A 24,037-nucleotide genomic window follows, 5' to 3' on the forward strand; every position below is an offset into this window, starting at 1 on the left:
TCTTAAACTTTACTGTTTAAATCAACCCTAAACCTATGAAGCGGGATTAGCTTCTTATCTAACCATCTATGAAAGCATTAGTATTTCACAAACCCAAAGACGTACGTGTAGAAACCGTAGAAGATCCACGCATTGAAGATAAACGGGATGCCATTATCCGGGTTACTTCTACCGCTATTTGTGGTTCTGACCTGCATATTTATAATGGGATGTTTCCGCAGCCACGTAATATGGTATTAGGCCATGAATTTATGGGAATTGTAGAAGAAGTAGGCTCCGGCGTTGGAAATATCAAAAAGGGAGACCGGGTAGTAGTCCCTTTCCCTATTGCCTGTGGTCATTGCCATTTCTGCGATATGGAACTACCTACGCATTGTGAAAACTCGAATCCGCATTACGGACCCGAAGGAGCTTTGTTGAAAGGCAAAGGGGCTGCACTTTTCGGATATACCGACCTATATGGAGGGTATAATGGCGGCCAGGCAGAATATGTGCGGGTACCTTATGCAGATTATGGTCCGCGTAAAGTCCCGGATACGCTTACAGACGATCAGATTTTATTCATGACCGACATTTTTCCAACCGGCTGGTCAGCCATTGACTGGGCACAATTAAAAGGTGGCGAAACAGTAGCGGTATTTGGATGTGGGCCTGTAGGGATCATGGCGATGAAATCAGCATGGTTGCAGGGTGCTAAACGGGTGATTGGTATTGATATTCAACCCTACCGCCTGGATATTGCACGTAAATCGGCCAGAGTGGAGACGATTAATGCCAAAGAAGCGGATGCCGTTGAAGCCATCCGCGAAATGACCAAAGGGTATGGCGCTGATGTTTGTGTAGATGCGGTGGGCATGGAAGCCGATCGTTCTGTATTAGAAAAAGCCCTAAATGTCATTCAACTGGAAAAAGGCACTATGAAGGTGCTGGAGCATTGTTTTGATGCCGTCCGCCGGGGAGGTACTGTAACTGTAGTGGGTGTCTATGGAACGCCTTATGATAATTTCCCGCTACATCAGTGGTTCGATAAAGGCATTAAACTGATGGGCGGACAAGCCTGGGTGCAACGTTATATAGACAAATTGATCACGCTGGTACAAGATGGCAAAGTAGTTCTCGATGATATTATTACCCACAAAGTCCCTTTAAGCGAAGCCTCTAAAATGTATGATATCTTTAATAAAAAAGAGGATAACTGCCTGAAAGTAATATTGAAACCCTAGTTCAACGTTCATACAAAAAATTACTCACCAGCAAAAGGTTGTATACCTATTGTTGGTGAGTTTTTGCATGTAAGGAACTCTACTTACTCATAAATAGTATATTATTGAAAACAAGTTTATATTCACTTCAAAATAAACCCCTTCTTCCTGCAATGATTCATTACCAGCATTTTACCTTAGATAACGGATTACAAGTATATGTACATGAAGATCATACCACGCCTATTGCAGCTTTAAACATACTTTATAATGTAGGCTCCAGAGATGAGGATGAAAACAAAACCGGTTTTGCTCATTTATTCGAACATTTAATGTTTGGAGGCTCCAGACATATTCCGGTATATGATGAGCCGTTGCAGCGGGTGGGTGGCGAAAACAATGCCTTTACTTCTCCGGATATTACCAATTACTATATTACGCTTCCGGCCGTAAATCTGGAAACAGCTTTCTGGCTGGAATCCGACCGGATGTTAAGCTTATCTTTTGATCCTCAGGTGCTGGAAGTACAACGTAAGGTAGTGATTGAAGAATTTAAGCAGCGGTATTTAAACCAGCCTTATGGAGATGTATGGTTAAAACTCCGGCCACTGGCATATAAAGTGCACCCTTACCGCTGGGCAACCATTGGAAAAGATATAAATCATATTGAACGGGCTACGCTGGACGATGTAAAAGATTTCTTCTATAAATATTATCTGCCAACCAATGCCGTAATGGTTGTAGCCGGGCCAGTAACGGTAGAACAGGTAAAAAGTCTGTGTAAAAAATGGTTTGAGCCAATTCCTGCTGGAAAACCCTATATCCGTCAGTTACCGGCAGAACCATTGCAACAAGAAGCCAGATACCTGGAGGTAGAAGCAAATGTACCGCTGGATGGCATTTATAAAGTTTTTCATACACCAGGCAAAAATTCAGATGCTTACTACACGGCTGATCTGCTGAGTGATATTCTGGGCCGCAGCAAATCTTCCAGGTTATATGATACATTGGTGAAAGAAGCTAAATTATTCAATTCTATTAATGCTTATATAAGCGGCTCTGTAGAACCAGGTTTGCTCGTTATTCAGGGGCATCTCAACCAGGGTGTTTCTATTGAAAAAGGAGAGGCGGAAATTAATGCCATTTTGCAGCAGATTGTAGAAGAGAAAGTACCTGAACTGGAACTGGAAAAAGTAAAAAACCAGGCAGAATCTACGATTGTATTTTCGGAAATAGAACTGTTGAACCGGGCGATGAACCTTGCTTTTTATGCCTCATTGGGCAAACCAGAACAGGTAAACCAGGAATCAGAATATATTCAGGCCATTACCCCGGAAAGTTTACAAACCATGGCCCGGGAGGTATTGCGGAAAGACAATTCTTCTACTATGTATTACCGGGCTAAAATGTAATTCTATTATTGCAGGCTTCTCCATTCTATATATTAGCTGAACACCTCAATAATTGGAGTACTATAACCTTTCTATCCCAGTTTTTTTAACAAGAATTAAAATAATTGCGATAGAAATGTTTGTATGCGGTTGGTTAACTCATGGTTATCACTGGCAATATTAGCATGAGACCTTCCTGGATAAGTATAAAACTCCAATATACTTTCCAATCCTGATTCTTTTAATCTGTTATGTAGTAAATCTCCTTGCTCGGCTGGCGTTATTGTATCTTCAGCGCCAAAATGAATTTGCGTTTTGGGCAAAGATTCACAGAAAAACAGCGGTGAACTGGCAATCATTTTCTGTCGGGTTTCTGTCACAGACTTAGAACCATCCATTAGATCTTGCAGAAACTGACTTTTATAGGTAGGATCATTCTGATGTTTGGCGGTAAGCCCAATTAAGGCTGTTGGAAAAGCAACACCTACAGCCAGCTTCACTCTTTTATCCCGCTCTGCCATTAATAAAGCTACTGTGCCCCCTCTGCTCCCTCCTCTTACGGCCACGCTGTTTGCATCTGCCTGAGGAAAATGTGCCTGGATCACATTTAGAAATGCAATCGCATCATCGGTGCCACCATCAAAGGCATCACTATGACGTCCTTCAGATGGGGGCGATGAATATTCTTTTCCATTGATAGTCAGAATGAGTGTTTGCCCCCTGAACGCCGGAATGGCATAGATAAATGGAATGGGGGCTGCTGGAGAAGTATTTATGGTTAAAGTATATTGATTAACCGGATTATCGTTGCTATAGCCATTTAAGAATAAATACACAGGTAAAGGCACTGAAGCATTGGGAATAATCAAGGCACCATACTCCCGGTTGTTATTGACCAGGAATGAGACAAACTGTAAAACAGGTCCGTTCTCTGAAAGAGTACTCTTTTGCTCGATGCGGAAGCTATTCACAGCTAAATCCCTGTTTTGCCAGTCTAATTTCACGGCTTCAATTTCTGCCAGAGTTGGCGGAGCAAATAATATATTTGTATCTATTCCTTTTAAATAGTCATCTTTCTGGCAGGAACTAACTAGTAAACTTATGCACAGAATTAAGAACAAAGTAAGATTGATCTTTGCATCTACCTTAGAGGGAAAATCAGACATAGCTTTTGAGGATTTATTAGTAGGAGCCACTGCTTTCCCAATAGGTTGCGTGCACGGTTTAATTTATTTGTATTCGATCCCAAAATTCCCTAACTAAACTACCATCGTTTAGAGGTCGATGGGTTTTCTTTCGGCTTCTAGCCAATGGTAGTTATTGAGGAAAAGTAAAATCATCTTCAGTTTCAGTGCTATCTTGGTTTTGAATGTATTCGATAATTACCTCATCTGTTACATTACCCAAAGTTGCTACAAAGTAGCCCCAACCGCATATATGCCATCCCCAAAAAAGCTTTTGACAAATCCTTATTTTCTGATAACAACTTCTGTAAACTTTTGCTCTTCAAATATTGCACTACCTTACTTATAGCCAGGTGAGGAAGAACTGACACAAACAAATCTAGATGATCTTTCGATACATGGCCTTTTAATATCTTTACTTCATGCTCTTTACAAATGCCTCGCAGTAGTTCTTCTACCCACTCTGCTACAATACCACTTAGCGCTTTCTTTTCTGCCGATATTTGATAAACAGTACATTAAGTTAAGGAAAAGAAGGTAACGTATGCAGAAGCTATGAACTTGCTACCTTAAACTGGAGGGAAAAGATAGGCAGATTTAGTAATGTATTAAATTTGACACTATGAAAAGACAAGTATTTGATGAGGCATTCAAACAAATGGCCGTATAGTTATCCTATGCAAAAGGATCACTTAAGGTAGCTGCTTAAGAATCAGGGATAGATCCTGGCAGATTAAGTAAGTGGCGGCAGACTGAGCAGGATAGCAATGTAACTCCCATTGAGAAGCCTATCCTTATAACAGAACAGTTAGAAATAAAACCCTTACAAAATGAATTGCAGGATGCCCAATTGAAGTGCGCTATCTGGAACCGATGCTCACATCGTCTGCTGGTCCAAAAAAGGTGGTGGGCATCTTTTCCAGGAGCGAGGGGACATATTCAGGTTTATAAAACCCACAGCGAGATATTTCCTATCGAAAAGATGTGTAAGGTGATCAAAGTAAGGATACTATTTCTGCCTCAAACACCCTGTCAGTTCCACAACAGCCAAAGAACAAGAATTAATAACCGACATTAAAAGAATATATGACGACAGCAAAAAACGCAGACCCGTGGCTCACCCTCCTGGCTGGTCCATGGCAGCTCTAGAATTACCAGTGCGTTAAACGAACAGGGCATTCAAGTCTCACCTCCACCAGTAGCCAGGTTAATGAAAAAATCAACCATTAAAAGTATCATTAGGAGAAAATACCGGGTGCAGACCACAGATTCTGAACACTTGTGAGGTGAGAGCCGAAGCAAGCCAACGTAGTTGTATACGGTGGTCCAAAATCATCTGAACAGAGATTTTTCTGCACAGAAAGTTGGGCAGAAGTGGGTGTCTGATGCGGACCTGCGACAAAGCCTGCATTGAGTCCACTTCTATCAGAAAAGGATGGTTATAGCTACCGGCTATATTAGACTTAGCTGAAAGAAAAGTAGTGGAGTGGGCCGATCTCAAATCAGATTTGATCTCAACTCCAAGTGAAACCATGAAAACTACGGATACTACGATAGTTGTACGGAAAATGGCAATTAATAACAGACCTGTTAGTAAAAATTTATTATTCCACTCTGACAGAGGGGTACAAGCAAACCTGACGATGGCTTGACATGGGGTTTGCATGCATGTATAGATTTCAGAAAGCAGTTGAATGATTTATCTGTTTTGCAAAGCATGAGCCCAAAAGGGAATGGACCCCAAATCAGGCTTTGGTCTGAGCTCCGTTGGGATACTGCGATAGCCGAAAATTTGTTCAAAACGTTAAAAACAGCGTTAATCTACCATATGGATTATCTCACAAAGCAGCAAGCTAAGCTGGCTATAGTTGAATATATTGAGGGATGGTATAATAGGAAAAGAAAACATTCTGCCTTAGGATATAGAAGTCCTTTGCAGTATCAGTTTTATTTAGAAGAAAAAAGAATAGCTGCCTAAAATCCCTCCAGTAAATTGTTGCAATTCCAAGGTTTTCATCTATCCACTTTTATGAGGGAAGTCCACTTTGCCTCTTTCTGCTACGGAAAGATTTGTTAATATATATCTGTCTATGCTATCTTTATCCAAAATTTCCATTGAGTGTGTTATTTTATGCGTTGCAAGACAATATCACCCTTCTTTGGAAATCTTTTTCTTTTTCCTAAACAACTTCATAGTAAAAATCGAATCATTCGTTTGATCGGTCATAATAAAACAAAACGCATAAAGCCTGTGCCTTATGCGTTTTTGTTATTCTAAATTAAAGTTGACAAATAAATCAATACACTGGCACTCTGGCTGTTCTCCGTTTCATCTGTGCTTTCCGGATCTCTTCTAGGTCACCTTTCGGAATGGCATTTACCAGGGTTTTGGTATAGGCTGTTTTCGGACTTACATAAATATCTTCTGCAAAGCCTATTTCCTCGATCTTGCCCTTATTCATCACAATTATGCGGTCGGCCATAAATTTTACTACCGACAAATCGTGGGAAATAAAAATATAAGTAAAGTTAAATTGCTCTTTCAGGTCGTTGAGTAAGTTTAATACCTGGGCTTGTACTGATACATCCAGGGCAGATACAGATTCGTCGCAGATTATGAATTTGGGATTAAGCGCCAATGTACGGGCAATACAAATCCGCTGCCGCTGCCCACCGGAAAACTCATGCGGATACCGGTTAAAATGATCGGCTCTCAGACTTACTGTTTCCAGCAGTTCGATTACTCTTTTTTTTCTGGCAGCATCATTTCCTAAGACTTTATGTATGCGCATCGGTTCCATTATCGCCTCACCAATCGTAATACGTGGATTCAATGAAGAATACGGGTCCTGGAAGATGATCTGCATGTCTTTCCGCAACTGCCGGATCTCTTCGCTTTTGTAATCGGTAATCTTACGTTTTTCAAAAATAACTTCTCCGCTGCTGGGTTCAATCAGGCGGAGAATACTTCTGCCCAGAGTAGTCTTGCCACAACCAGATTCTCCTACCAGACCCACTGTTTCGCCCGGATATACATCAAAACTCACATCATCTACGGCATGTACATAATCTTTCACCTTGCCAAAAAAGGTTTTGTTGATAGGAAAGCTGATCTTCAGGTTTTTCACCTGTAGAATAGGCTCTTGTTTCAGCAAATTTTCCTGACGTTCTTTTATCTCATCCTCATCAATAAAATTGAACAGAATCGCCTCACCGACAGAATTATATTTTTGGGTCTGTTCCGATTTTTCCGTCATTTTACCCTGCTCGTCGGTGTGCATAAAGTCAGAAACTACCGGCAACACCCGCATTTTCATATCCAGACGGGGACGGCAGGCAAGTAATCCTTTGGTATATGGATGCTGCGGATTGGCGAAAATGTCCCAAACTGTGCCTTGTTCCACAATTTTACCCCGGTACATAACCATTACCCGGTCGGCTATTTCAGCAATTACTCCTAAGTCATGGGTAATAAATATAATTGAAGTATTTTTCTGGTCACGCAGGTCACGCAGAAGTTCAATAATGGTTGCCTGCACGGTTACATCCAAAGCAGTTGTTGGTTCGTCGGCGATTAGAATTGAGGGATTACAGGAAAGTGCCATCGCAATCATTACCCGCTGTTTCTGGCCGCCAGAGATTTGATGCGGATAACTATCAAAAATAGATTCAGGACGAGGCAATTGTACTTGTTTGAACAGATCTATGGTCCGGATTTTTGCTTCCTGCCTGCTTACCTTCTGATGTAGCAGAATAGCCTCCATCACCTGGTCTCCGCAGGTAAACACCGGATTGAGCGAACTCATCGGCTCCTGAAAAACCATAGAAATTTCATTCCCCCGGATCTGCCGCATTTCCTTATTGGAAAGTTTAGTCAGGTCAATCGCACCGTGTTCCGGCGAATGGAAAATAATCTCGCCTCCAGCTATCCTTCCGGGAGGATCTTTGATGAGGCGCATTAAGGAAAGAGATGTAACCGATTTGCCAGAACCAGATTCCCCTACAATCCCAATGGTTTCGCCTTTTTGCAAATTAAAGCTAATATCATCTACGGCTTTTACTTCCCCGGAATCAGTACTGAAATAGGTTTTTAAATTGTTTACTTCCAGAATATATTCCTTATCGGACGGTTTTACTGACATGGATATGTTAGTATTTAAGTAATAAATGCTTGGAAAACAGCCTGCAAACTTTTCTTCCATTTAACTTCCGGCTATTTCACCCAGGTAAAATAAATATTAAAAAAAGGATTACAAAATAGTACTCTTCATTCAGATATTTAAAGATGTATGATTGATATAAAAAATACCATAACGTTTTAATAAGCATTGAATCACTTACAAATTATGCGATTCTGCTAATTTTCCTGCTTGAATATGTTATTGTAATTTTAAGATTTTCAATCTTTTTTTAAGAATATGGTAATTTGATTTGACTGTACGCTTCCTATAAAAGATATAGGGTTTCCGCACCAAAGATAGAGAAAAAGGAAAGAGGGGCTAACTTTGTGCATGGAACTTAAAAAGATACTAAACAAAGTAGCTGATTTTCGGGTGCAAGGCCGCTGCTTACATCTATTAGCAGATATTTTAGGCTTAGTTTTATGTGGGGTAATAGCCGATTGTGATGACTTTGACGAGATAGCAGATTATGGCAAAGATAATACAGCGTTTCTGCAGCAAGAACTAGGATTAAGTTTTGTTAATGGTATACCTTCTGCTGACACTTTAAATCGGGTGATCAGACACCTGGATAGCCATAGTTTGGAGCAATGCTTCAAAGCGTGTGTAGCTGGCTTCTCCTTAGCAGGCAAGCAGGTATGTATAGATGGCAAAGAATTGAGAGGTACTATACCTGCAGGCAAAAAGCATGCTTTGGTTCGTATGGTCAATGTATGGGTAGAGGAACATAGCTTAAGCTTTGGACAAGTAGCCGTAGAAGCCAAGAGTAATGAGATTACAACTATTCCTGCTTTATTAGATACCCTTGATTGCAAAGGTAGTATCATTACTATAGATGCTATTGCTTGTCAGCAGGCAATTGTAGAAAAGATCAGGGATAAGCAAGCCCATTATGTGATTGCCCTAAAGGCTAATCAAGGTGTACTCTATGAGCAGGTAGCCCATTTTATGCAAATCAATAAGTCTGCTCTCGCTTTTAATCAGCAACTAGATAAAGCCCATGGCAGAGGAGAAGAACGTAGGGTATATATTGCTCAATGCATTGATTTGGTAGAGGAAAAGGAAAAATGGCAGGACTTACATACTTTAGTCATGGTAGAAAGAAAACGCATTATAGCAGGCAAAAAGCAAGAACAAACCCTGTTCTATATAAGCAGTTTAACAGATACAGACCCTGCCTTGTACAGCCGCTACATAAGAGGCCATTGGGCGATAGAGAATGGCTTGCATTGGCAACTAGATGTTACCTTTAGGGAAGATGAGGCTAAAGTCAGGAAAGATAAAGGACCCATCAATCTGCATCTGATTAGAAAGTGGTCTTTGCATCTGCTCAAAAAAGAGCCTTCTTGCGTGAGTGTCAAACGGAAAAGAAAAAAAGCTAACAGAGACACTAATTTCCTGTTAGCTATTCTTAAAACTTAATATTTAGTGCGGAAACCCTATAAAAGATAGCCTTTCCCATTTTTTATATTGCCAATTATTTTCGTATCGAGCCTGTATTTGATAAGTTTTTCCTGTCTGAATTGATATACTATCTTCTTTTAGATCTTCAATTCTTTTTATATGTAGCCCAAAATTGAATCTAAATTCATGGCTTTTTCCTGGCTTTAACTTAATAAACTACTGTGGCTCAGTCACAATTACATTTTCTATATAGAGTTTAGTCCATATGGAAACAGGTTGAATATCGAAATTGATTATTGCTCCATCATAGATTTTATCTGATAGACCATTAGGGAGCAGATTACTTGTTACTGAAAAATTATGAGGAACATAGATGGTTTTATTGCTGGTGTTTTTTAAGATGGCAATAAGATTGATTGGTTCTGAAAATATAAGTGTATCTTTTTCGGCAACTAACTCAATGCTTAGAATTGGCTTATTTTCTCTCAAGAAAGAGTTATCATAATCTATTAGATTAATGTGAAATAGCGAACTATATAATATCAACCAAGTAAAAATCATTTGCTATTTGTAAAAGCAATTCTTTTCAAAACCTTGAGAAGAGTCTATAATAAAGATTACTCCTTCCACTTCCAGTTACCGGCAATCACCAGTTCCTGCTTCAATCCTTGCTTAATGAGAAAATCTCTGGTCTGCTCATGCGTCATGCGTTTAGCGGGAATTTCACTGGCATTGGCTAAAGCATACAACATCATGGCGGTAAACCGGACTGTATTATCCAGATGGGCTTTATTCACGAGCTTAAAATCGTCGCAATCGGCATGGTAACACTGATAAATAGATGGATCGAGATTGCTCACTGGTGCCATTACCGGAACTCCTTCCAGCAAAAATCCCTGGTGATCGCTATGTAAACCTACCCGGTTGTTAACAGTATTCTTGAAGGCTGTATCTATTTGCTGAATTTGCCTGCCAATCTCTGTGAAGAGAGAAACCATTTCTTCCCGGCCAGATACATTAAAACCAATGGGATTACCACTCATATCCAGGTTGGCCATATACCGTACCCGGTTAATCGATTTATTCTTAACCATTTTATCGAGCATGGCTTTAGAGCCTAGCAAGCCTTGTTCTTCGCCCATAAACATCACAAACTCTATAGTACGTTTTGGTTTCAGGTTTAAAGCCTTAAAAACTCTGGCGATTTCCAGTACAGCAAAAGAACCAATCCCATTATCAATAGCGCCAGTAGCCAGGTCCCAGGAATCCAGGTGGCCGCCGATGATGATCTTTTCTTTAGCTAACCCTGAGCCTTTTAAAGTAGCAATCACATTCCGGGCTTTAATCATTGCGCTTTTGTTACGCATCGCAATGTGGGCTTCCAGCTTCTTTTCTTCCTGCATCCAATGGCGAATCATTTCGCCGTCTTCCAGAGAGATACACACAGCCGGAATAGAGATTAATTGTCCGGTTACAGAAGCTGTCCCAGTAAGTAATACGCCACCTTTTACCTGATTAATAATAATAACACCTGTTGCGCCATACTTAATAGCCAATGCCGTTTTTTCAGAACGGTGCAAATTCTTCAATTCCTTATTCGGCGGCGAAATGCCAATGTTCATCAGAGCAATTTTCCCTTTCACAGCATCTTTTACTTTCTCAAAATCGCTTTCAAGGCCGTTGCCAACATCTATGATCAATCCTTTCAGGGAAGCATTTACCGGCGAATGTGCCAGGGAAACTACTTTTACTTGCTTAAAATTATCGCTGCTTCGAGGCACAATCTCTAAGGAAACCGTATCTCTCGACCAGGCTTCTACCTCAAAAGGCTGGTATTTTACGTTCGTAAATCCATAACTTTTAAACTCATTAAAGGTGAATTCTTCTGCTTTCTCTCCGTTTGCACTTCCTGTAAGCCGGTGCCCGATAGTAGAAGTAGCTTTTTGTAAGGTTAAGTAGGCATTCGAGCTTTGCAATACTTCCCCATTGATACGTTTAAATACAGCCCCCACATCATCGTTTGCCTTTCGGTATGCCGACAGGAAAGAAAAGCCAATAAAAATGAATGTAGATACGTAGAGTTTTTTCATGTAGGTGCTTCCTGAGTAAGTACAGTATAGGTGACAAATATAGGATTCGACAGGCAAAGCTTTCAAAAATAGATATATAAATCCATTGGATAAGCATTGAACACTGCTATGAACTGGCATTTATGTAATAACCATACAGGATGTATTACCTGATGCACATAAATCGTTAACTTGATGGTGATTTTTAGTAGCTTGTGAAATTGCCGTAAGTTACAACACATTCACAGTAAAAAGAAATATTCACGCAGAATGATTGAAGCAAGTATTTTTTACCGGTCTATGCCCGGCGGATATTTCCTTAAGTTACTGGAATCAAAGGATGCTTCAGCCTTATTTACGACCATTGAAGCGAATAAAACAGAATTGAGCCAGTGGCTACCCTGGGTAGAATCTACCCGTTCGGTAACCGATTCCAGGGCATTTATAGAAGAAAGCCTGCGCAAAAACAAGCGGAATGAAAACATGATTGCCGGTATCTGGCACGGGCAAAAGCTGGTTGGGTGTATCGGCTTTAATGAAATCAATCTCCACACTCGGAAAGCGGCCATCGGCTACTGGCTGGCCAGAAATTACCGCGGAAAAGGAATCATTACAGAATCCTGCCGTGTATTGATAGAATACGGTTTTGGAGAATTAATGCTTAATAAAATTGAAATCCTGTGTGCCGACCAGAACCTTAAAAGCAGGGCAATACCACAGCGCTTGCAGTTTAAAGAAGAGGGCACCTTGCGGGATTACCTCCGCCTGCATGACCAGTATGTGAACATTATTATTTACAGCCTCTCCCGCCGTGACTGGCATGCAATGAGCTAATAGACTTATTTCTCCTTCTCCGGCTGAAAAGCCAGGGAAACTGAGTTCATACAATACCGCAAACCGGTTGGTGCCGGACCATCTTCAAATACGTGTCCTAAATGGCCATCGCAGCGGCTGCAAACCACTTCTATACGCACCATACCGTAAGTTCGATCTGAAATCTCACGCACGCTCTTTTTCTCTAAAGGCTGATAAAAACTCGGCCATCCGGTACCAGATTCAAATTTGGTTTTAGAAGAGAATAGAGGGTTCCCGCATGCAGCACATACGTATGTACCTTTCCCTTTAAAGTTATGGTATTTTCCGGTAAACGCCCGTTCGGTCCCTTTCTCCCGTAATACATAATAGGCTTGCTCACCTAATTGTGCTTTCCATTGTTCTTTAGTCTTTATTACTTTGCCAGTAGTATCACCGGGCATAGCTACAGTTTCAGCAGACTGACTTGAACGAGTCCTGGAGCTAAAGATGAAAAAGCTAAAAACAAAAAGGAAAACAATCAGAAGACCATTGATAAGAAGTGACTTATTCATATACAGCTTTATTTATATAACATTTTGATTGAAAAATAGTTCTGGAAAACCTACGATTATAAAAGCTGTTCGGTTTATTTAGTATCTTTGCAGGCCATTTATTTTATTGATCTTATAATTATTATACGTAACACTTAGTCTGAAACTAAGCTTAGGTTAGTAGTCATGAAAAAATACAGTATTTTACTTTACTATTGCTATACGCACATAGAAGATCCTGAACAGTTCAGGGAAGCACACCACGTTTATTGTCTGGAAAACGGAATTTTAGGCCGCATCATTGTGGCACAAGAAGGACTGAATGGAACCGTTTCAGGTCTTAGGGAAGATTGCGAAAAGTATATGCATGACCTGAAAGCTGACCCCAGGTTTTCCCATACGGAATTTAAAGTGGAAACCCACGATACGCATGCTTTTCAAAAATTGCATGTACGGGTAAAATCTGAAATTGTACACTCCGGCTTACAGCACATTCGTCCGCAGGAGAACACCGGAAAGTATGTGGAACCTGAGGAATTTAAGCAGATGAAAGATTCCGAAGATGTGGTATTGCTGGACGTACGTTCTAATTACGAACATCAGATAGGCAAGTTTAAAAATGCCGTTACCCTGGATATAGAAAACTTCCGTGATTTTCCGGAGAAAGTACAGGAACTGGAGAAATATAAAGATAAGAAAATAATCACCTACTGCACCGGAGGCATTAAATGTGAAAAGGCAAGTGCATTTCTGCTGGAAAAAGGCTTCTCAACTGTATACCAGTTGCATGGCGGAATTATCAAGTATGGCCTGGAAGCTGGTGGGGAAGATTTTGAGGGCAAATGCTATGTATTCGACAACCGCATTGTAGTAGATATTAACAAGGTGAATCCGGCTGTTATTTCCCGCTGCTATATGTGTGATACGGAATGTGACCGGATGATCAATTGTGCCAATCCAGTGTGTAATAACCATATTCCTGTATGCGAAAACTGCGGCTGGAAAATGGAAGGTGCCTGCTCGGAGGATTGCAAAGAACACCCGGAAAAAAGGCCCTATGATGGCACTGGTTATTATCAAAAACAAACGAACGGCTATAATCCCTACAAAGGGCTGATCAGAAGTAAATGATGTAAATATAAATACAGAGAGAAATTGTAATTTCGAGAATATAGCTTCTCTCCTGCCCTTGTCTGTTCAATCTATTACGTCTGTTATAACTCATTCGCATGAAGCTATTTTCAAGTTCTGCCGAACCTATGAACATCATTCCGGAATCGGAATTGATCCTCAATAAGGACAGCAGTGTATATCACCTGAATTTACAGCCGGAACATATTGCTGATACCATTATTACCGTAGGCGATCCTGGCCGGGTTCATAAAATTACCCAGTATTTCGATGATATTGATTTTGAGATGAACAAGCGGGAGTTTATTACTCAGACTGGTAAAATCAATAATAAGCGGGTGACGGTGATATCTTCTGGTATGGGGACGGATAATGTGGAAATTCTGATGACCGAACTGGATGCGCTGGTGAACATTGATTTGAAGAAACGCAGGCTGAAAGAGAAACAAAAATCGCTTAATATTATCCGTATTGGCACTTCTGGCAGTTTGCAGGGCGATATTCCTATAGACAGCCATGTTGTGAATAAAGCGGCCGTTGGCCTGGATACGCTGATGTGCTTTTATCACCTGCCTCAATCTGAGCAGGAAAACAGGATTACCAGCAGTTTACAGAAGAAACTGAATTTGCCCTTTCAGCCCTATTGCGTAAGCGGCTCTGCAGAACTGAAAACCCAGTTTGCTGCTGATATGATCGAAGGAAATGCAGTTACCTGTCCTGGGTTTTATGCACCTCAAGGCCGTAGATTAAGGTTTGAACCGAAAATAGGTAATCTCATCAATGAATTAAATCATTTTCATGAGCATGATTTCTGGCTTACCAACTTTGAGATGGAAACGGCTGGTTATTACGCCCTGGGCCGTTTGATGGGCCACCAGATGCTATCACTCAATGCGATTGTAGCCAACCGGATCACTAACCAGTTTTCTAAGGATGCGGAAAAAACTATTGATGCGCTGATAAAAAAAGTACTGGAGCGGCTATGATGAAAGTATGTGGGCTGTAGTTCTCTTATCTAGAAGAATATCCTATTAAGTGTTCACGTACATCATCGAATTACGCATATTTACCAACAATCAATAACAATCAACCAACAATACTCGAGGATGCAACCAACCTTACTAATAATGGCTGCTGGAATGGGAAGCCGCTATGGAAGCCTTAAACAGTTAGACACTTTCGGTCCGGGAGGCGAAACTATTATTGATTATTCTCTATACGATGCCATTCGAGAAGGCTTTGGGAAGGTAGTATTTGTGATCCGGCAGGCACTACTGAAAGACTTTGAAGAAACCTATTTTCAGAAGTTATCCGGTAAGATACAGGTAAGCTATGTATTGCAGGAACTTGACCGCCTTCCGGAAGGCTATATGGTGCCAGCAGACCGGGTTAAACCCTGGGGAACGGCACATGCTGTATGGGTATCAGCTTCCAGCATACAAGAGCCATTCGCTGTGATCAATGGCGATGATTTTTATGGCCGCCAATCGTTCCGGCTTATGGCAGAAGAATTAAGAAAGATGGAAGTACCGGGTCAATACTGCATGATCGCTTATCCGCTGAACCATACTTTATCTGAACATGGATTCGTATCCAGAGGAATTTGCGAAATAGATGCACAAGGATATCTGAAAAGTGTAACCGAACGAACTCAAATTGCTGCCAACGATAAAGGAATATTTTACAAAGACGCAGAAGGGCAACTCCTGCCGCTTTCAGGAAATGAAAATGTGTCGATGAACTTGTATGGATTTACACCTGATATTTTTGGCCATCTGGAAACTCAGTTAAAGGATTTTCTCCGGAAAAATGCCAATAACCTGAAAGCAGAATTCTATCTACCTGAAGCAGTAAATTTCCTGGTAAATACCGGAACGGCAAAAGTAAAAGTATGTATCAGCCCGGAAAAATGGTTTGGCGTTACCTATCCGGAAGACAAACAAACCGTGAGGAGCCGGCTCAGAGAACTTATTGATACCGGAGTATACCCGGAAAAACTGTGGGTCTAATGCTTGTATTTTTCTCACGTATGCTCAGTATATTGCTTGCATGAAAACACCTACCGGCAATTATAATTTACCTCAGATCATTCAGCAATTCCGGATCAGCGGAAGTATACAAACCGTTCTTCCGTATGGTTCTGGCCACATTCATGATACATTCCGTTTGCAAAATACTGATACTTTACAGCCAGATTATTTATTGCAACGCATCAATCACCAGGTTTTCCGGCAAGTACCTGAGCTAATGTCCAATATGGAACGGGTGATAGAGCATATCCGGCAAAAATTGCATGCTATACCAGGAGCAGATATTTCACGGCAGGTTCTCACGCTAGTGCCCATACACGATGGAAAAAACTATCTGGAACAGGATGGAAATTACTGGCGGGTATTCCTGTTTATCAAAAATGCCAGAAGTTACGACCAAGTACAAACTACACAACAAGCCTATCAGGCAGGTAAAGCATTTGGCAAATTTCAGTCTTTTCTGGCCGACATGCCAGTAGGTTCGATGCACGAAACTATTCCTGATTTTCACAATGTAAAACATCGCCTGAACCAGTTCCAGCAAGCCATTGATGAAAACCGGGCAAAGCGGCTCGATCAGGTACAGGAAGAAGTTGCATTTGTCAGGCAGAGAGCCGAAGAAATGAAAGAAATACTCCGATTAGGACAAGCTGGCAAAATTCCCTTACGTATTACTCATAATGATACCAAGTTCAATAATGTATTGCTGGATGAAAACGACCAGGCGCTGTGTGTAATTGACCTGGATACCATTATGCCCGGATATGCAGCCTACGACTTTGGCGATTCCATCCGGACTATTGCCAGCACCGCCGCAGAAGATGAAAAAGATCTCAGTAAAATTGAGTTTAACCTGCCTTTTTATAAAGCCTATGTAAAAGGATATCTGGAAGAAACGCATTTATTTCTGAATGAAGAAGAAATTAAATCACTGGCTTTTGGATGCAAGTTACTCACCTTTCTCATGGGCCTGCGCTTCCTGACCGATTATATAAATGGGGATGTGTATTATAAAATCCATTTTCCGGAACATAATCTTCAACGTTCCAGGGCACAATTCAGGCTGCTCAGCCGGATGGAACTTAAATATACAGATATGCAAGACATTGTACAGTCATTAATCAATGACCAGTAGTCATTTGTAGTTATGAGATATGGCAGATAAAATTCAACTCAGTTTACTACATAGCAAATTCTACGAAATCCAGATTCTCTTATCTGATCCCGGATTGAATAGACTACATCCATTTTGGTATAGCTAAGTAATTAAACACAATTAAGTATAATATTTTCATCTACTTCAAGTTTTTTAAAATCAAGTTTAAAGTAAGTACCCAATCCTGAAAAGATGGTATAAAGTGCCTCCTTAAGCGCTTCTACAGACAGATAGTCTTCGGCTTTGAGCCAATGATATTTCACCTGCTTCCAAAATCGTTCGATCCTGTTAAGATGAGGACTATACTTAGGCAGCAAAAAGATGTATAATCCTTTCTGTTCCCATTCTTCTTTTTTGACTTCCCATAGGCCACATGTATGCCAGGAGGCGTTGTCTAAGACTATGACAGTAAACTTGGAAATAGATGTTGAGAAGGCCTCTACACATTCAATGATAAAGTCAGCGTTTAGACTCCCACTTTTCTGATAAGTAAGCAACTCATTATTTGTACTTAACAAGCCAAATACATTTATCCTTGTACTTCTTTGGGATAAAATAGGGGCGTGTTCGCCTTTTTTGATCCATCCATAAGGTACACAAGGGGTAAGGCAAAACCCTGATTCGTCTCCAAAATATAAATCTATACTGCCTGTCTGTGCCAAATAAAGCAAAGCATGTAATCGCTTGACTTTCTGCTCATATGCTTCTTTGTTTTGCAATGGCTTTATCCATTTACGGAAACGTTTCCATCGGTAGTCAATTTTTTTAAAAACCGCTTCAAGGTCATCTCACTCATAGCCGTGCCTAATTTAGCTTCTATCTCTCGCTTAGCTAATTTAAGTTGTTGTTTTTCTTTCTCTATGCTATTTTCCACTACTTCAACATGGGTAGCATTACTGGTAGTAAGGATGGGTTTTCTGCCTTTCCCTTTTTGGTTCTTTAACCCTACCACACCTGTTTTCTCAAAGCGATCAAACCACTTATAAATACTTAACTGACTTACTTGAAAAATGCTTGCTAACTTCTGTACTTGATAGCCTTGATTGGATAACAGTATACATTGGCAACGGTTACGTTCCTGATAACTTTTACTATCTTTATGAATCTTCTCTAAGTCTTGTTTTTGCTTGTCTGTAATCTTCTTGATATAACGCATAAGCAAAGATACAATTTGCCAAAATCTTATACTTAATTGTGTACTCTTACTTATCAATCTTCAAGTATGCTATTTTTTTTACTGGCGGACAACGAAATTGATAATCTGAAAGATATTGGGGTATTTGTTCAATGGGAATCAAAACATCACCTACCTGTATCTGAGGTTTGGTAAAGGGAAAACATACGATAGGGTCTAAAGGCCTTCCTACGTAAATCCAGGGATAGTCGTACGTTTTGATCTCCTCATGTGTTAATGTAATGGTAGAAGCAGTTGAATCTGGCAATTCTATTTTTACAAGTTGAGCCCTATCCCTTAAAGTAGCAAAAGAAATAATGAAGAAGAATACTAATAAAAACAGGATATAAGAATATGGAACTCCTGAATAGGTATATTGCAAAGAAGCCCGAGACTTAGAAAAAATTGGTTTCATAGGTATAATTTTTACTTATGATGCATAGAATATCTGCTTTCCATAAGTCTATATCTTAAGCTGCTATTCAGGCAGAAACAGATAAGCCCACATACCCATTAACAAATAGCTGATATTGTTTATCAGTCAACCTCCACCCTTGTTTATCCGTACATACCTGAATATAATACCAGCGTTGAGACTGGAACCATTTTAAACCTGAGCCACTATGAATATTATAAATTTAACACCTTCCAGTAAGATGATTTCCGGAAAGGTAACCGATAAATTAGGCGAACCTTATGGACATATTACTGACCTGCTGGTAGACCCGGCCAATGGCAAAATAGCCATGGCAGTGCTTTCCTATGGTGGAGTATTAGGCATGGGAAATACTTCCCGGCTCATTCCCTGGGAAGCTTTGCAGATGAACCCCAATACCTTTGATTTTCAGATCAGCATTGATAAAAAAATCCTCGAAGATGCGCCTGCTGCCGACGCCAGCGATGTAACGGATTATAAAAAATTAACAGATATTTTCCAGTATTACGGTGTACCTGCGTACTGGGAGAAAAATCTAAATTTTGATACAACAGACGCGGTTTACAAAGAAGCCAAAGTAAACGACCATCAGCAATATGAAGGTTCTTCACAGATCAGCGACCCCAGACGCACACCTGAAAGCAATAACCGCTTTGTAGAAGACGTTGATACAGATAAACTGGAAGGACGGCCTTCTTCCCAGTCTTAAAGATAATTGTTTGCGATTGTTTACATTGAAAATCCTGTATAGTACATACAGGATTTTTTATTGACTATTGTCTACAGATCTACCTAAAAACTTTTATTCCTGGCTAATTTCTGTTTTTAACCATTGTTAAATCTGCAATAAATCTTTTCATTTGCTGGCACATTCATATACTAAACACGTATGCCAAACCAGGTTTTAGCATTCTTACAATCACAACTCCATCAGCCTTTGCATAAAAGCCCTTCTCCCTTAGCCAGATGGCTACAGGGTATACTAAGAGAGGCTGAAGAAGGGCAACTAGCCATAGAATTTACAGTACGCGAAGAGATGACTAACCCGATGGGCATTTTGCATGGGGGCGCTATAGCTGCTATTATTGACGATGCCATCGGAACCACTACATTTAGCCTGGGACAGGAAAATTTTTACACGTCTGTAAACTTAGTGATTGATTTTCTGGCAAGTGCCCGGCAGGGTGAGGTAATAATAGCAAAGACCAGAATCATCCGGGCCGGAAAAACAATGGTAAATGCGGAATGTGAAGTACGAAATGCGAATGGAAAGCTACTGGCCAGAGGTACTTCCAATCTGCTTTACACCCAGACGAAAGTAAGTCAATAATTATAGGAAATACATCGATATACTTTTGATCTATGGCTACTGACCGGATTTTAAACCTTTTGCTGGCGGATCAACTTTCTGTAGAGATTAACTAATTTTTTTTGATCCACCCCAAGTTTGTAAAGGAAGTAGATCAGGAAAAATATGCCTTGCAGTTTATAAATACCATTCTCCAGATATTTTCTGGCAGAAGTAGTGATGGCTCCCGGCAATACAATAAAACGGCCTAACTTTTTTATTCTTGCAATAATTTCCTGGTCTTCCATAATAACCAGACTTTCATCGAAACCACCAGCTTTTACAAATATTTCCTTCTGCACAAATAAACTCTGATCGCCGAAACGGATGGCATTCATATTAAATCTGGTAAACCACGCATTAGCCCTCAAAAACCAGTGTGCATAATCGAAAGCCAGCTGGTAACAACCACTCCCGTAGCCATCTTTAACTGCCTTGATAATTTCTTCATAGAAGCCAGCTGGCGGAAACGAATCAGCATGCAAAAAGTACAATATCTCTCCGGAAGCCACCAAAGCCCCTGCATTCATCTGCGCTGCCCTGCCTTTTCTGATCGAACGGATCACTTTGGCGCCAGCCTGCTCAGCAATAGTAAAGGTATCATCCGTACTGTTTCCATCAGAAACAATGATCTCACACTCCGGGTAGTCCTTGATACAATCTGCTAAATAAAAAATCAATTTTTCAATCGTTCCTGATTCATTAAAAACCGGAATAATGATGCTCATTTTCATAGACTGGCCTGCAAAAATTCTCTGTTGATCAACATATGTATTTCCTGGCTTTTATTTCAGCCACTTACCCGTTTTATTTTCCGGCTACCCTTTCCCCATTGACAAGAAGCATACTTTTTAACAACTTACAGGTTCGTTCACCTTTTTATATTCCTGTTTATATGCGTTATTATCGCCGGATTGCTGCTATAAAAGTGCTATGTCTTCTACTGGTTTGTCTGCTTGTAGGTTCCTGCCGGGGGCAGCAAATGAGCTTTGAAGAATATGAGCCGAAATCTTCCCTGGTTGTTCCGGAACATCCGGTTACCAGGGCTAAGTATCCGTTTATTGATATACACAATCACCAGAACGGCGAAATGGCAAAGGAAGACCTGGATAAGCTGGTAAAAGAAATGGATGGTATTAATCTGCGGACGATGGTTAATCTAAGCGGTGGCCAGGGTGAAAAGTTTCAGAAGGGTCTTCAGAACATGAAAGGAAATTATCCGCAGCGCTTTATCCTGTTTGCTAATATAGATTTTACCACAATAGATGACCCGGAATTTGGCCGGAAAGCAGCCGAACAACTCGAAAAAGACGTAAAGAATGGCGCACAAGGACTAAAAATTTTCAAAAGCTTAGGCTTAACAGTGAAATATAAAAATGGCAACCGCATGCCAGTAGATGATCCTCGCCTGGATGCTATCTGGCAGAAGTGCGCTGAACTCAACATTCCGGTGCTTATCCATTCCGGCGAACCTAAGCAATTTTTCGATCCCATTGATAAGAACAACGAACGCTGGCTGGAACTGAAACAGTTTCCTACCAGGGCAAGACCACCTAAACAATATCCTTCGTGGGAACAGGTGATGTCGGAACAGCACCGTATGTTTGCCAAACATCCGAAAACTATTTTTATCAATGCCCATTTAGGCTGGCTGGGTGGCAATCTGGAAGAACTGGGGAAACTAATGGATCAGTTGCCTAATATGTACACTGAGATTGGTGCAGTGCTGGCTGAACTAGGCAGACAACCCAAATTTGCCCGCCAGTGGATGATCAAATACCAGGACAGAGTATTGTTTGGAAAAGATGCCTGGAATGCGGCTGAATATCATGTGTATTTCCGGGTACTCGAAACCGGCGATGAATATTTTGATTATTACCGCAAACGGCATGCTTTCTGGAAAATGTACGGACTGGAACTGCCCGATGAAGTACTGAAGAAAATCTATTACAAAAATGCCCTCCGCATTGTTCCAGGTATAGATGCCAGTGGTTTTACGTCGTAGTGGGCATTGGTCGGTTGTCATTTAGCTCTTAATGAAACCCGACCAATGAATATAAAACTATTCTTGCATCGTTCTGAAAGTCAGGTTTACTCTGGGTGTAGTTATTTTTTTTGTCGGTGGCAAGCGGTGTAGCCAGTATGTTTGCGTCGTTCCTTTCATCACCAGCAAACTCCCATGTTCCAGCACGAGCGAAACGGTTTCTTTGGTCTGTTTGTGCTTGAATGAGAATTTGCGTTCTGCACCGAGTGTGAGAGAGGCAATTGCAGAATCTTTTCCTAATGACTTTTCATCATCGCTATGCCAGGCCATTCCTTCCTGTCCGTCGTGGTATAGATTCAGCAAACAGGAATTATATGTAGTGCCGCTTGATTGTTCTACCATTGCTTTTAATTCAAGCAATTCTTTCGTCCAGGGCAAGGCTTGCTTGGTCGTGTTGGAATAGGTGTATTCATACGTTTTATCTCCATACCAGGCAGCTTTCCGTTTGGTAATCAAGTGCCTGCCAAAAATTACGGCCTCGTCATTTTTCCAGGCAATAGTCGACAGCATCTTTTCTAAGTAAAAATTTGCATCAGTAGGTTCCAGTATTTTCCCATAATAATTGACGATACCATCTGCCGGTAATAAGTTAATTGTAGGTTCAAAGGTGAGTATTTCCATGTGTTTGTTTCCAGAGTTGATATGCTTGTTTCATACAATGTCCGCAAGGACGGAACTGGTGCTGTAAGGCTTCTTTTTCAGAAGTAAAAAACACCCGGTTTTCCCGCTTCATTTGTTTGCTGGAAGAACAACTTAGCGTTCCATAAATTTTCAGTTTGCTGTTTCCACCCAGACAAATTTGTCCTTGTTTGAGTAATAGCCGCAAGTCAGCATCTTCGATTTCACTGTGCCGGATCATTTGTCTGAGCTTAGATTGATTAAAGCAAAGGGGTCATTTAAATAAAGACAGGTTTACAAGACTGTTTCTAACCTGGCGGCTTCCCATCCAATAATAGCTGCTTTTCTGGTGCTGCCCCACATATATCCACCCATCGTACCACCCGATTGAATCACCCGGTGACAAGGAATTAGAAAGGCAACCGGATTACTTCCAATAGCGCTTCCAATCGCCCTGGAGGCTTTGGGACTTTTTATATTATTGGCAATCTGGCCATACGTTGACAGTCCTCCCATCGGGATCTTCAACAATGCTTCCCATACTTTTAATTGAAATTCTGTCCCTTTCAAATGCAGTTTTACCTGATCGAGTTTTGTCCAGTCGTGGGTAAAAAAGTAGAGAGCATTTTGCTGGACCAGGTCCGTCATTTGTTTGAAAGTGGCTTTGGGAAAACGCTGTTTTAAATCTGCAAGTGCATAAGTTTCTTCATCGGCAAAAGCCATGTAGCAAATACCTTTGGGTGTAGAACCTACCAGAATAGTGCCGAATGGACTTTCTGCAAAACTATAGTGAATCGTAAGATTTTCACCGCCGTTTTTATACTCGCCGGGTGTCATTCCTTCAATATTGATAAACAGATCATGCAGCCGCCCAGTACCAGAGAGCCCTGTTTCGTAGGCAGCATCTGCTAAACTTACCTGCTTGTCCTTTAATACCTGCTTGGCATGTTCTACGCTGATGTACTGCAGAAATTTCTTCGGGCTCACGCCTGCCCAGTCGGTGAACAAGCGCTGAAAATGATATGGACTGATATTTACTTTTTCTGCTACTTCATCCAGGTTAGGTTGTTGCTTAAAATTCAGCCGGATGTACTCTATGGCTTCTGCAATGCGGTTATAATTAATATAGGCTTGTGCGTTCATTGGAGTAAAAATTTATGATACAAATGTACCCGGCATCCGGTCTGTTTAAAACCCGGAACTTGCTCACTTGGATTTGAGTGGTCAGGTTAACACACTACGTTTATTATCTGGCAAGCAGAAACTCTTGAGTACGTTTGCTGAAGATCGCTATTTGTACAAAAATGCAGAAAGTCATAATTT

Annotated in this window: 27 protein-coding genes; 13 read left to right on the forward strand and 14 right to left on the reverse strand. The window is 40.8% G+C overall.

Going from position 1 to position 24,037, the window contains the following annotated elements:
- The first annotated feature begins 68 nt into the window (after positions 1–68).
- Together GXP67_RS12630 and GXP67_RS12635 are read left to right on the forward strand one after the other, a co-directional pair.
- Positions 69–1,223 carry a zinc-dependent alcohol dehydrogenase gene (locus GXP67_RS12630; protein WP_162443445.1) on the forward strand — a complete coding sequence of 385 codons (1,155 nt, stop codon included), beginning with the start codon at positions 69–71 and terminating at the stop codon, positions 1,221–1,223.
- A gap of 152 nt (positions 1,224–1,375) precedes the next feature.
- Positions 1,376–2,614: a M16 family metallopeptidase gene (locus tag GXP67_RS12635; protein ID WP_162443446.1), complete on the forward strand. Its 1,239-nt coding sequence runs from the start codon at positions 1,376–1,378 to the stop codon at positions 2,612–2,614.
- 95 nt (positions 2,615–2,709) lie between these two features.
- Here GXP67_RS12635 and GXP67_RS12640 read toward each other — a convergent pair whose 3' ends face one another.
- Together GXP67_RS12640 and tnpA are read right to left on the reverse strand one after the other, a co-directional pair.
- Entirely contained in the window at positions 2,710–3,759 is a 1,050-nt protein-coding gene (locus GXP67_RS12640) for an alpha/beta hydrolase family protein (RefSeq protein ID WP_162443447.1), read from the reverse strand.
- 233 nt (positions 3,760–3,992) lie between these two features.
- Entirely contained in the window at positions 3,993–4,280 is a 288-nt protein-coding gene (tnpA, locus tag GXP67_RS38285) for an IS200/IS605 family transposase (RefSeq protein WP_162447902.1), read from the reverse strand.
- Positions 4,281–4,906: 626 nt separating this feature from the next.
- Here tnpA and GXP67_RS38290 point away from each other — a divergent pair.
- A complete protein-coding gene (locus GXP67_RS38290; RefSeq protein ID WP_162447903.1) occupies positions 4,907–5,062 on the forward strand; it encodes an IS3 family transposase in 156 nt (51 codons plus the stop codon).
- Here the strand turns inward: GXP67_RS38290 and GXP67_RS12660 are convergent.
- The gene (locus GXP67_RS12660) at positions 4,997–5,443 is read right to left on the reverse strand and encodes a hypothetical protein (RefSeq protein WP_162443448.1); all 447 of its coding nucleotides are present in this window, start codon (positions 5,441–5,443) and stop codon (positions 4,997–4,999) included. The two genes, GXP67_RS38290 and GXP67_RS12660, sit on opposite strands and share 66 nt — an antisense overlap.
- Positions 5,444–5,605: 162 nt before the next feature.
- Here GXP67_RS12660 and GXP67_RS38295 point away from each other — a divergent pair, with 162 nt between their 5' ends.
- Positions 5,606–5,755 (forward strand): IS3 family transposase, encoded by a 150-nt coding sequence (locus tag GXP67_RS38295; protein ID WP_394351967.1) that lies wholly within the window; start codon positions 5,606–5,608, stop codon positions 5,753–5,755.
- A gap of 319 nt (positions 5,756–6,074) precedes the next feature.
- Here GXP67_RS38295 and GXP67_RS12670 read toward each other — a convergent pair whose 3' ends face one another.
- On the reverse strand, positions 6,075–7,919 hold the full coding sequence (locus GXP67_RS12670; RefSeq protein ID WP_162443450.1) for an ABC transporter ATP-binding protein: 1,845 nt from the start codon (positions 7,917–7,919) through the stop codon (positions 6,075–6,077).
- A 369-nt stretch (positions 7,920–8,288) separates the two neighbouring features.
- On the opposite strand from GXP67_RS12670, the gene GXP67_RS12675 reads away from it, so the two are divergent.
- On the forward strand, positions 8,289–9,380 hold the full coding sequence (locus GXP67_RS12675) for an ISAs1 family transposase (protein ID WP_162441340.1): 1,092 nt from the start codon (positions 8,289–8,291) through the stop codon (positions 9,378–9,380).
- 198 nt (positions 9,381–9,578) lie between these two features.
- Here GXP67_RS12675 and GXP67_RS12680 read toward each other — a convergent pair whose 3' ends face one another.
- A complete protein-coding gene (locus GXP67_RS12680; protein WP_162443451.1) occupies positions 9,579–9,851 on the reverse strand; it encodes a hypothetical protein in 273 nt (90 codons plus the stop codon).
- A gap of 128 nt (positions 9,852–9,979) precedes the next feature.
- Positions 9,980–11,452: a M20/M25/M40 family metallo-hydrolase gene (locus tag GXP67_RS12685; protein WP_162443452.1), complete on the reverse strand. Its 1,473-nt coding sequence runs from the start codon at positions 11,450–11,452 to the stop codon at positions 9,980–9,982.
- 249 nt (positions 11,453–11,701) lie between these two features.
- On the opposite strand from GXP67_RS12685, the gene GXP67_RS12690 reads away from it, so the two are divergent.
- Positions 11,702–12,265 (forward strand): GNAT family N-acetyltransferase, encoded by a 564-nt coding sequence (locus GXP67_RS12690; RefSeq protein WP_162443453.1) that lies wholly within the window; start codon positions 11,702–11,704, stop codon positions 12,263–12,265.
- 5 nt (positions 12,266–12,270) lie between these two features.
- Here GXP67_RS12690 and msrB read toward each other — a convergent pair whose 3' ends face one another.
- Positions 12,271–12,798, reverse strand: coding sequence for a peptide-methionine (R)-S-oxide reductase MsrB (gene msrB, locus GXP67_RS12695; RefSeq protein WP_162443454.1), 528 nt, complete (start codon positions 12,796–12,798; stop codon positions 12,271–12,273).
- 165 nt (positions 12,799–12,963) lie between these two features.
- Between msrB and trhO the strand changes: the two genes are divergently transcribed.
- From trhO to GXP67_RS12715, 4 genes are all read left to right on the forward strand, one after another.
- Positions 12,964–13,908, forward strand: a complete 945-nt coding sequence (gene trhO, locus GXP67_RS12700) for an oxygen-dependent tRNA uridine(34) hydroxylase TrhO (protein WP_162443455.1) — start codon at positions 12,964–12,966, stop codon at positions 13,906–13,908.
- A 98-nt stretch (positions 13,909–14,006) separates the two neighbouring features.
- Complete coding sequence (locus tag GXP67_RS12705) at positions 14,007–14,894, forward strand: nucleoside phosphorylase (RefSeq protein ID WP_232065191.1); 888 nt, start codon at positions 14,007–14,009, stop codon at positions 14,892–14,894.
- Positions 14,895–15,014: 120 nt separating this feature from the next.
- On the forward strand, positions 15,015–15,917 hold the full coding sequence (locus GXP67_RS12710; protein ID WP_162443456.1) for a nucleotidyltransferase family protein: 903 nt from the start codon (positions 15,015–15,017) through the stop codon (positions 15,915–15,917).
- A 40-nt stretch (positions 15,918–15,957) separates the two neighbouring features.
- Entirely contained in the window at positions 15,958–17,073 is a 1,116-nt protein-coding gene (locus GXP67_RS12715; RefSeq protein WP_162443457.1) for a phosphotransferase enzyme family protein, read from the forward strand.
- Between the two features lie 131 nt (positions 17,074–17,204).
- On the opposite strand, the gene GXP67_RS12720 is transcribed toward GXP67_RS12715, so the two are convergent.
- From GXP67_RS12720 to GXP67_RS12730, 3 genes are read right to left on the reverse strand one after another with little or no spacing between them, the layout of a single operon-like run.
- A complete protein-coding gene (locus tag GXP67_RS12720; RefSeq protein ID WP_232064508.1) occupies positions 17,205–17,813 on the reverse strand; it encodes an IS630 family transposase in 609 nt (202 codons plus the stop codon).
- 5 nt (positions 17,814–17,818) lie between these two features.
- Positions 17,819–18,250, reverse strand: a complete 432-nt coding sequence (locus GXP67_RS12725; RefSeq protein WP_162441276.1) for a helix-turn-helix domain-containing protein — start codon at positions 18,248–18,250, stop codon at positions 17,819–17,821.
- A gap of 46 nt (positions 18,251–18,296) precedes the next feature.
- A complete protein-coding gene (locus tag GXP67_RS12730; RefSeq protein WP_162443458.1) occupies positions 18,297–18,683 on the reverse strand; it encodes an ExbD/TolR family protein in 387 nt (128 codons plus the stop codon).
- Between the two features lie 208 nt (positions 18,684–18,891).
- On the opposite strand from GXP67_RS12730, the gene GXP67_RS12735 reads away from it, so the two are divergent.
- On the forward strand, positions 18,892–19,413 hold the full coding sequence (locus tag GXP67_RS12735) for a PRC-barrel domain-containing protein (protein WP_162443459.1): 522 nt from the start codon (positions 18,892–18,894) through the stop codon (positions 19,411–19,413).
- A gap of 180 nt (positions 19,414–19,593) precedes the next feature.
- Entirely contained in the window at positions 19,594–20,034 is a 441-nt protein-coding gene (locus tag GXP67_RS12740) for a PaaI family thioesterase (RefSeq protein ID WP_162443460.1), read from the forward strand.
- A 50-nt stretch (positions 20,035–20,084) separates the two neighbouring features.
- Here GXP67_RS12740 and GXP67_RS12745 read toward each other — a convergent pair whose 3' ends face one another.
- Positions 20,085–20,786 carry a TIGR04283 family arsenosugar biosynthesis glycosyltransferase gene (locus GXP67_RS12745; protein WP_197901685.1) on the reverse strand — a complete coding sequence of 234 codons (702 nt, stop codon included), beginning with the start codon at positions 20,784–20,786 and terminating at the stop codon, positions 20,085–20,087.
- A 161-nt stretch (positions 20,787–20,947) separates the two neighbouring features.
- Here GXP67_RS12745 and GXP67_RS12750 point away from each other — a divergent pair, with 161 nt between their 5' ends.
- Entirely contained in the window at positions 20,948–22,057 is a 1,110-nt protein-coding gene (locus GXP67_RS12750) for an amidohydrolase family protein (RefSeq protein ID WP_162443461.1), read from the forward strand.
- A gap of 57 nt (positions 22,058–22,114) precedes the next feature.
- Here GXP67_RS12750 and GXP67_RS12755 read toward each other — a convergent pair whose 3' ends face one another.
- Genes GXP67_RS12755 through GXP67_RS12765 form a run of 3 tightly spaced genes read right to left on the reverse strand, consistent with a single transcriptional unit; the run spans position 22,115 to position 23,857 of the window.
- The gene (locus tag GXP67_RS12755; RefSeq protein WP_162443462.1) at positions 22,115–22,717 is read right to left on the reverse strand and encodes an alpha-ketoglutarate-dependent dioxygenase AlkB family protein; all 603 of its coding nucleotides are present in this window, start codon (positions 22,715–22,717) and stop codon (positions 22,115–22,117) included.
- Positions 22,698–22,955 (reverse strand): Ada metal-binding domain-containing protein, encoded by a 258-nt coding sequence (locus GXP67_RS12760; protein ID WP_162443463.1) that lies wholly within the window; start codon positions 22,953–22,955, stop codon positions 22,698–22,700. Before GXP67_RS12760 ends, GXP67_RS12755 begins: the two co-directional genes overlap by 20 nt.
- Positions 22,956–23,008: 53 nt before the next feature.
- Positions 23,009–23,857, reverse strand: a complete 849-nt coding sequence (locus GXP67_RS12765; RefSeq protein ID WP_162443464.1) for a bifunctional helix-turn-helix domain-containing protein/methylated-DNA--[protein]-cysteine S-methyltransferase — start codon at positions 23,855–23,857, stop codon at positions 23,009–23,011.
- Positions 23,858–24,037: the final 180 nt, after the last annotated feature.

The sequence above is a fragment of the Rhodocytophaga rosea genome (assembly GCF_010119975.1).
Taxonomy (GTDB): Bacteria; Bacteroidota; Bacteroidia; order Cytophagales; family 172606-1; genus Rhodocytophaga; species Rhodocytophaga rosea.

Bases quoted from the DNA above. Each gene is read 5' to 3' on its own strand.
- GXP67_RS12735 (WP_162443459.1), top strand. From the start codon at position 18,892: ATGAATATTATAAATTTAACACCTTCCAGTAAGATGATTTCCGGAAAG.
- GXP67_RS12765 (WP_162443464.1), bottom strand. From the start codon at position 23,857: ATGAACGCACAAGCCTATATTAATTATAACCGCATTGCAGAAGCCATA.
- GXP67_RS38295 (WP_394351967.1), top strand. From the start codon at position 5,606: ATGGATTATCTCACAAAGCAGCAAGCTAAGCTGGCTATAGTTGAATAT.
- GXP67_RS12685 (WP_162443452.1), bottom strand. From the start codon at position 11,452: ATGAAAAAACTCTACGTATCTACATTCATTTTTATTGGCTTTTCTTTC.
- GXP67_RS12725 (WP_162441276.1), bottom strand. From the start codon at position 18,250: ATGCGTTATATCAAGAAGATTACAGACAAGCAAAAACAAGACTTAGAG.
- GXP67_RS12635 (WP_162443446.1), top strand. From the start codon at position 1,376: ATGATTCATTACCAGCATTTTACCTTAGATAACGGATTACAAGTATAT.
- GXP67_RS12740 (WP_162443460.1), top strand. From the start codon at position 19,594: ATGCCAAACCAGGTTTTAGCATTCTTACAATCACAACTCCATCAGCCT.
- GXP67_RS12755 (WP_162443462.1), bottom strand. From the start codon at position 22,717: ATGGAAATACTCACCTTTGAACCTACAATTAACTTATTACCGGCAGAT.
- GXP67_RS12640 (WP_162443447.1), bottom strand. From the start codon at position 3,759: ATGTCTGATTTTCCCTCTAAGGTAGATGCAAAGATCAATCTTACTTTG.
- GXP67_RS12745 (WP_197901685.1), bottom strand. From the start codon at position 20,786: ATGAAAATGAGCATCATTATTCCGGTTTTTAATGAATCAGGAACGATT.
- GXP67_RS12690 (WP_162443453.1), top strand. From the start codon at position 11,702: ATGATTGAAGCAAGTATTTTTTACCGGTCTATGCCCGGCGGATATTTC.
- GXP67_RS12670 (WP_162443450.1), bottom strand. From the start codon at position 7,919: ATGTCAGTAAAACCGTCCGATAAGGAATATATTCTGGAAGTAAACAAT.
- GXP67_RS12705 (WP_232065191.1), top strand. From the start codon at position 14,007: ATGAAGCTATTTTCAAGTTCTGCCGAACCTATGAACATCATTCCGGAA.
- GXP67_RS12760 (WP_162443463.1), bottom strand. From the start codon at position 22,955: ATGATCCGGCACAGTGAAATCGAAGATGCTGACTTGCGGCTATTACTC.
- GXP67_RS12715 (WP_162443457.1), top strand. From the start codon at position 15,958: ATGAAAACACCTACCGGCAATTATAATTTACCTCAGATCATTCAGCAA.
- GXP67_RS12750 (WP_162443461.1), top strand. From the start codon at position 20,948: ATGCGTTATTATCGCCGGATTGCTGCTATAAAAGTGCTATGTCTTCTA.
- GXP67_RS12630 (WP_162443445.1), top strand. From the start codon at position 69: ATGAAAGCATTAGTATTTCACAAACCCAAAGACGTACGTGTAGAAACC.
- GXP67_RS12660 (WP_162443448.1), bottom strand. From the start codon at position 5,443: ATGCAAACCCCATGTCAAGCCATCGTCAGGTTTGCTTGTACCCCTCTG.
- msrB (WP_162443454.1), bottom strand. From the start codon at position 12,798: ATGAATAAGTCACTTCTTATCAATGGTCTTCTGATTGTTTTCCTTTTT.
- trhO (WP_162443455.1), top strand. From the start codon at position 12,964: ATGAAAAAATACAGTATTTTACTTTACTATTGCTATACGCACATAGAA.
- GXP67_RS12675 (WP_162441340.1), top strand. From the start codon at position 8,289: ATGGAACTTAAAAAGATACTAAACAAAGTAGCTGATTTTCGGGTGCAA.
- GXP67_RS12730 (WP_162443458.1), bottom strand. From the start codon at position 18,683: ATGAAACCAATTTTTTCTAAGTCTCGGGCTTCTTTGCAATATACCTAT.
- GXP67_RS12710 (WP_162443456.1), top strand. From the start codon at position 15,015: ATGCAACCAACCTTACTAATAATGGCTGCTGGAATGGGAAGCCGCTAT.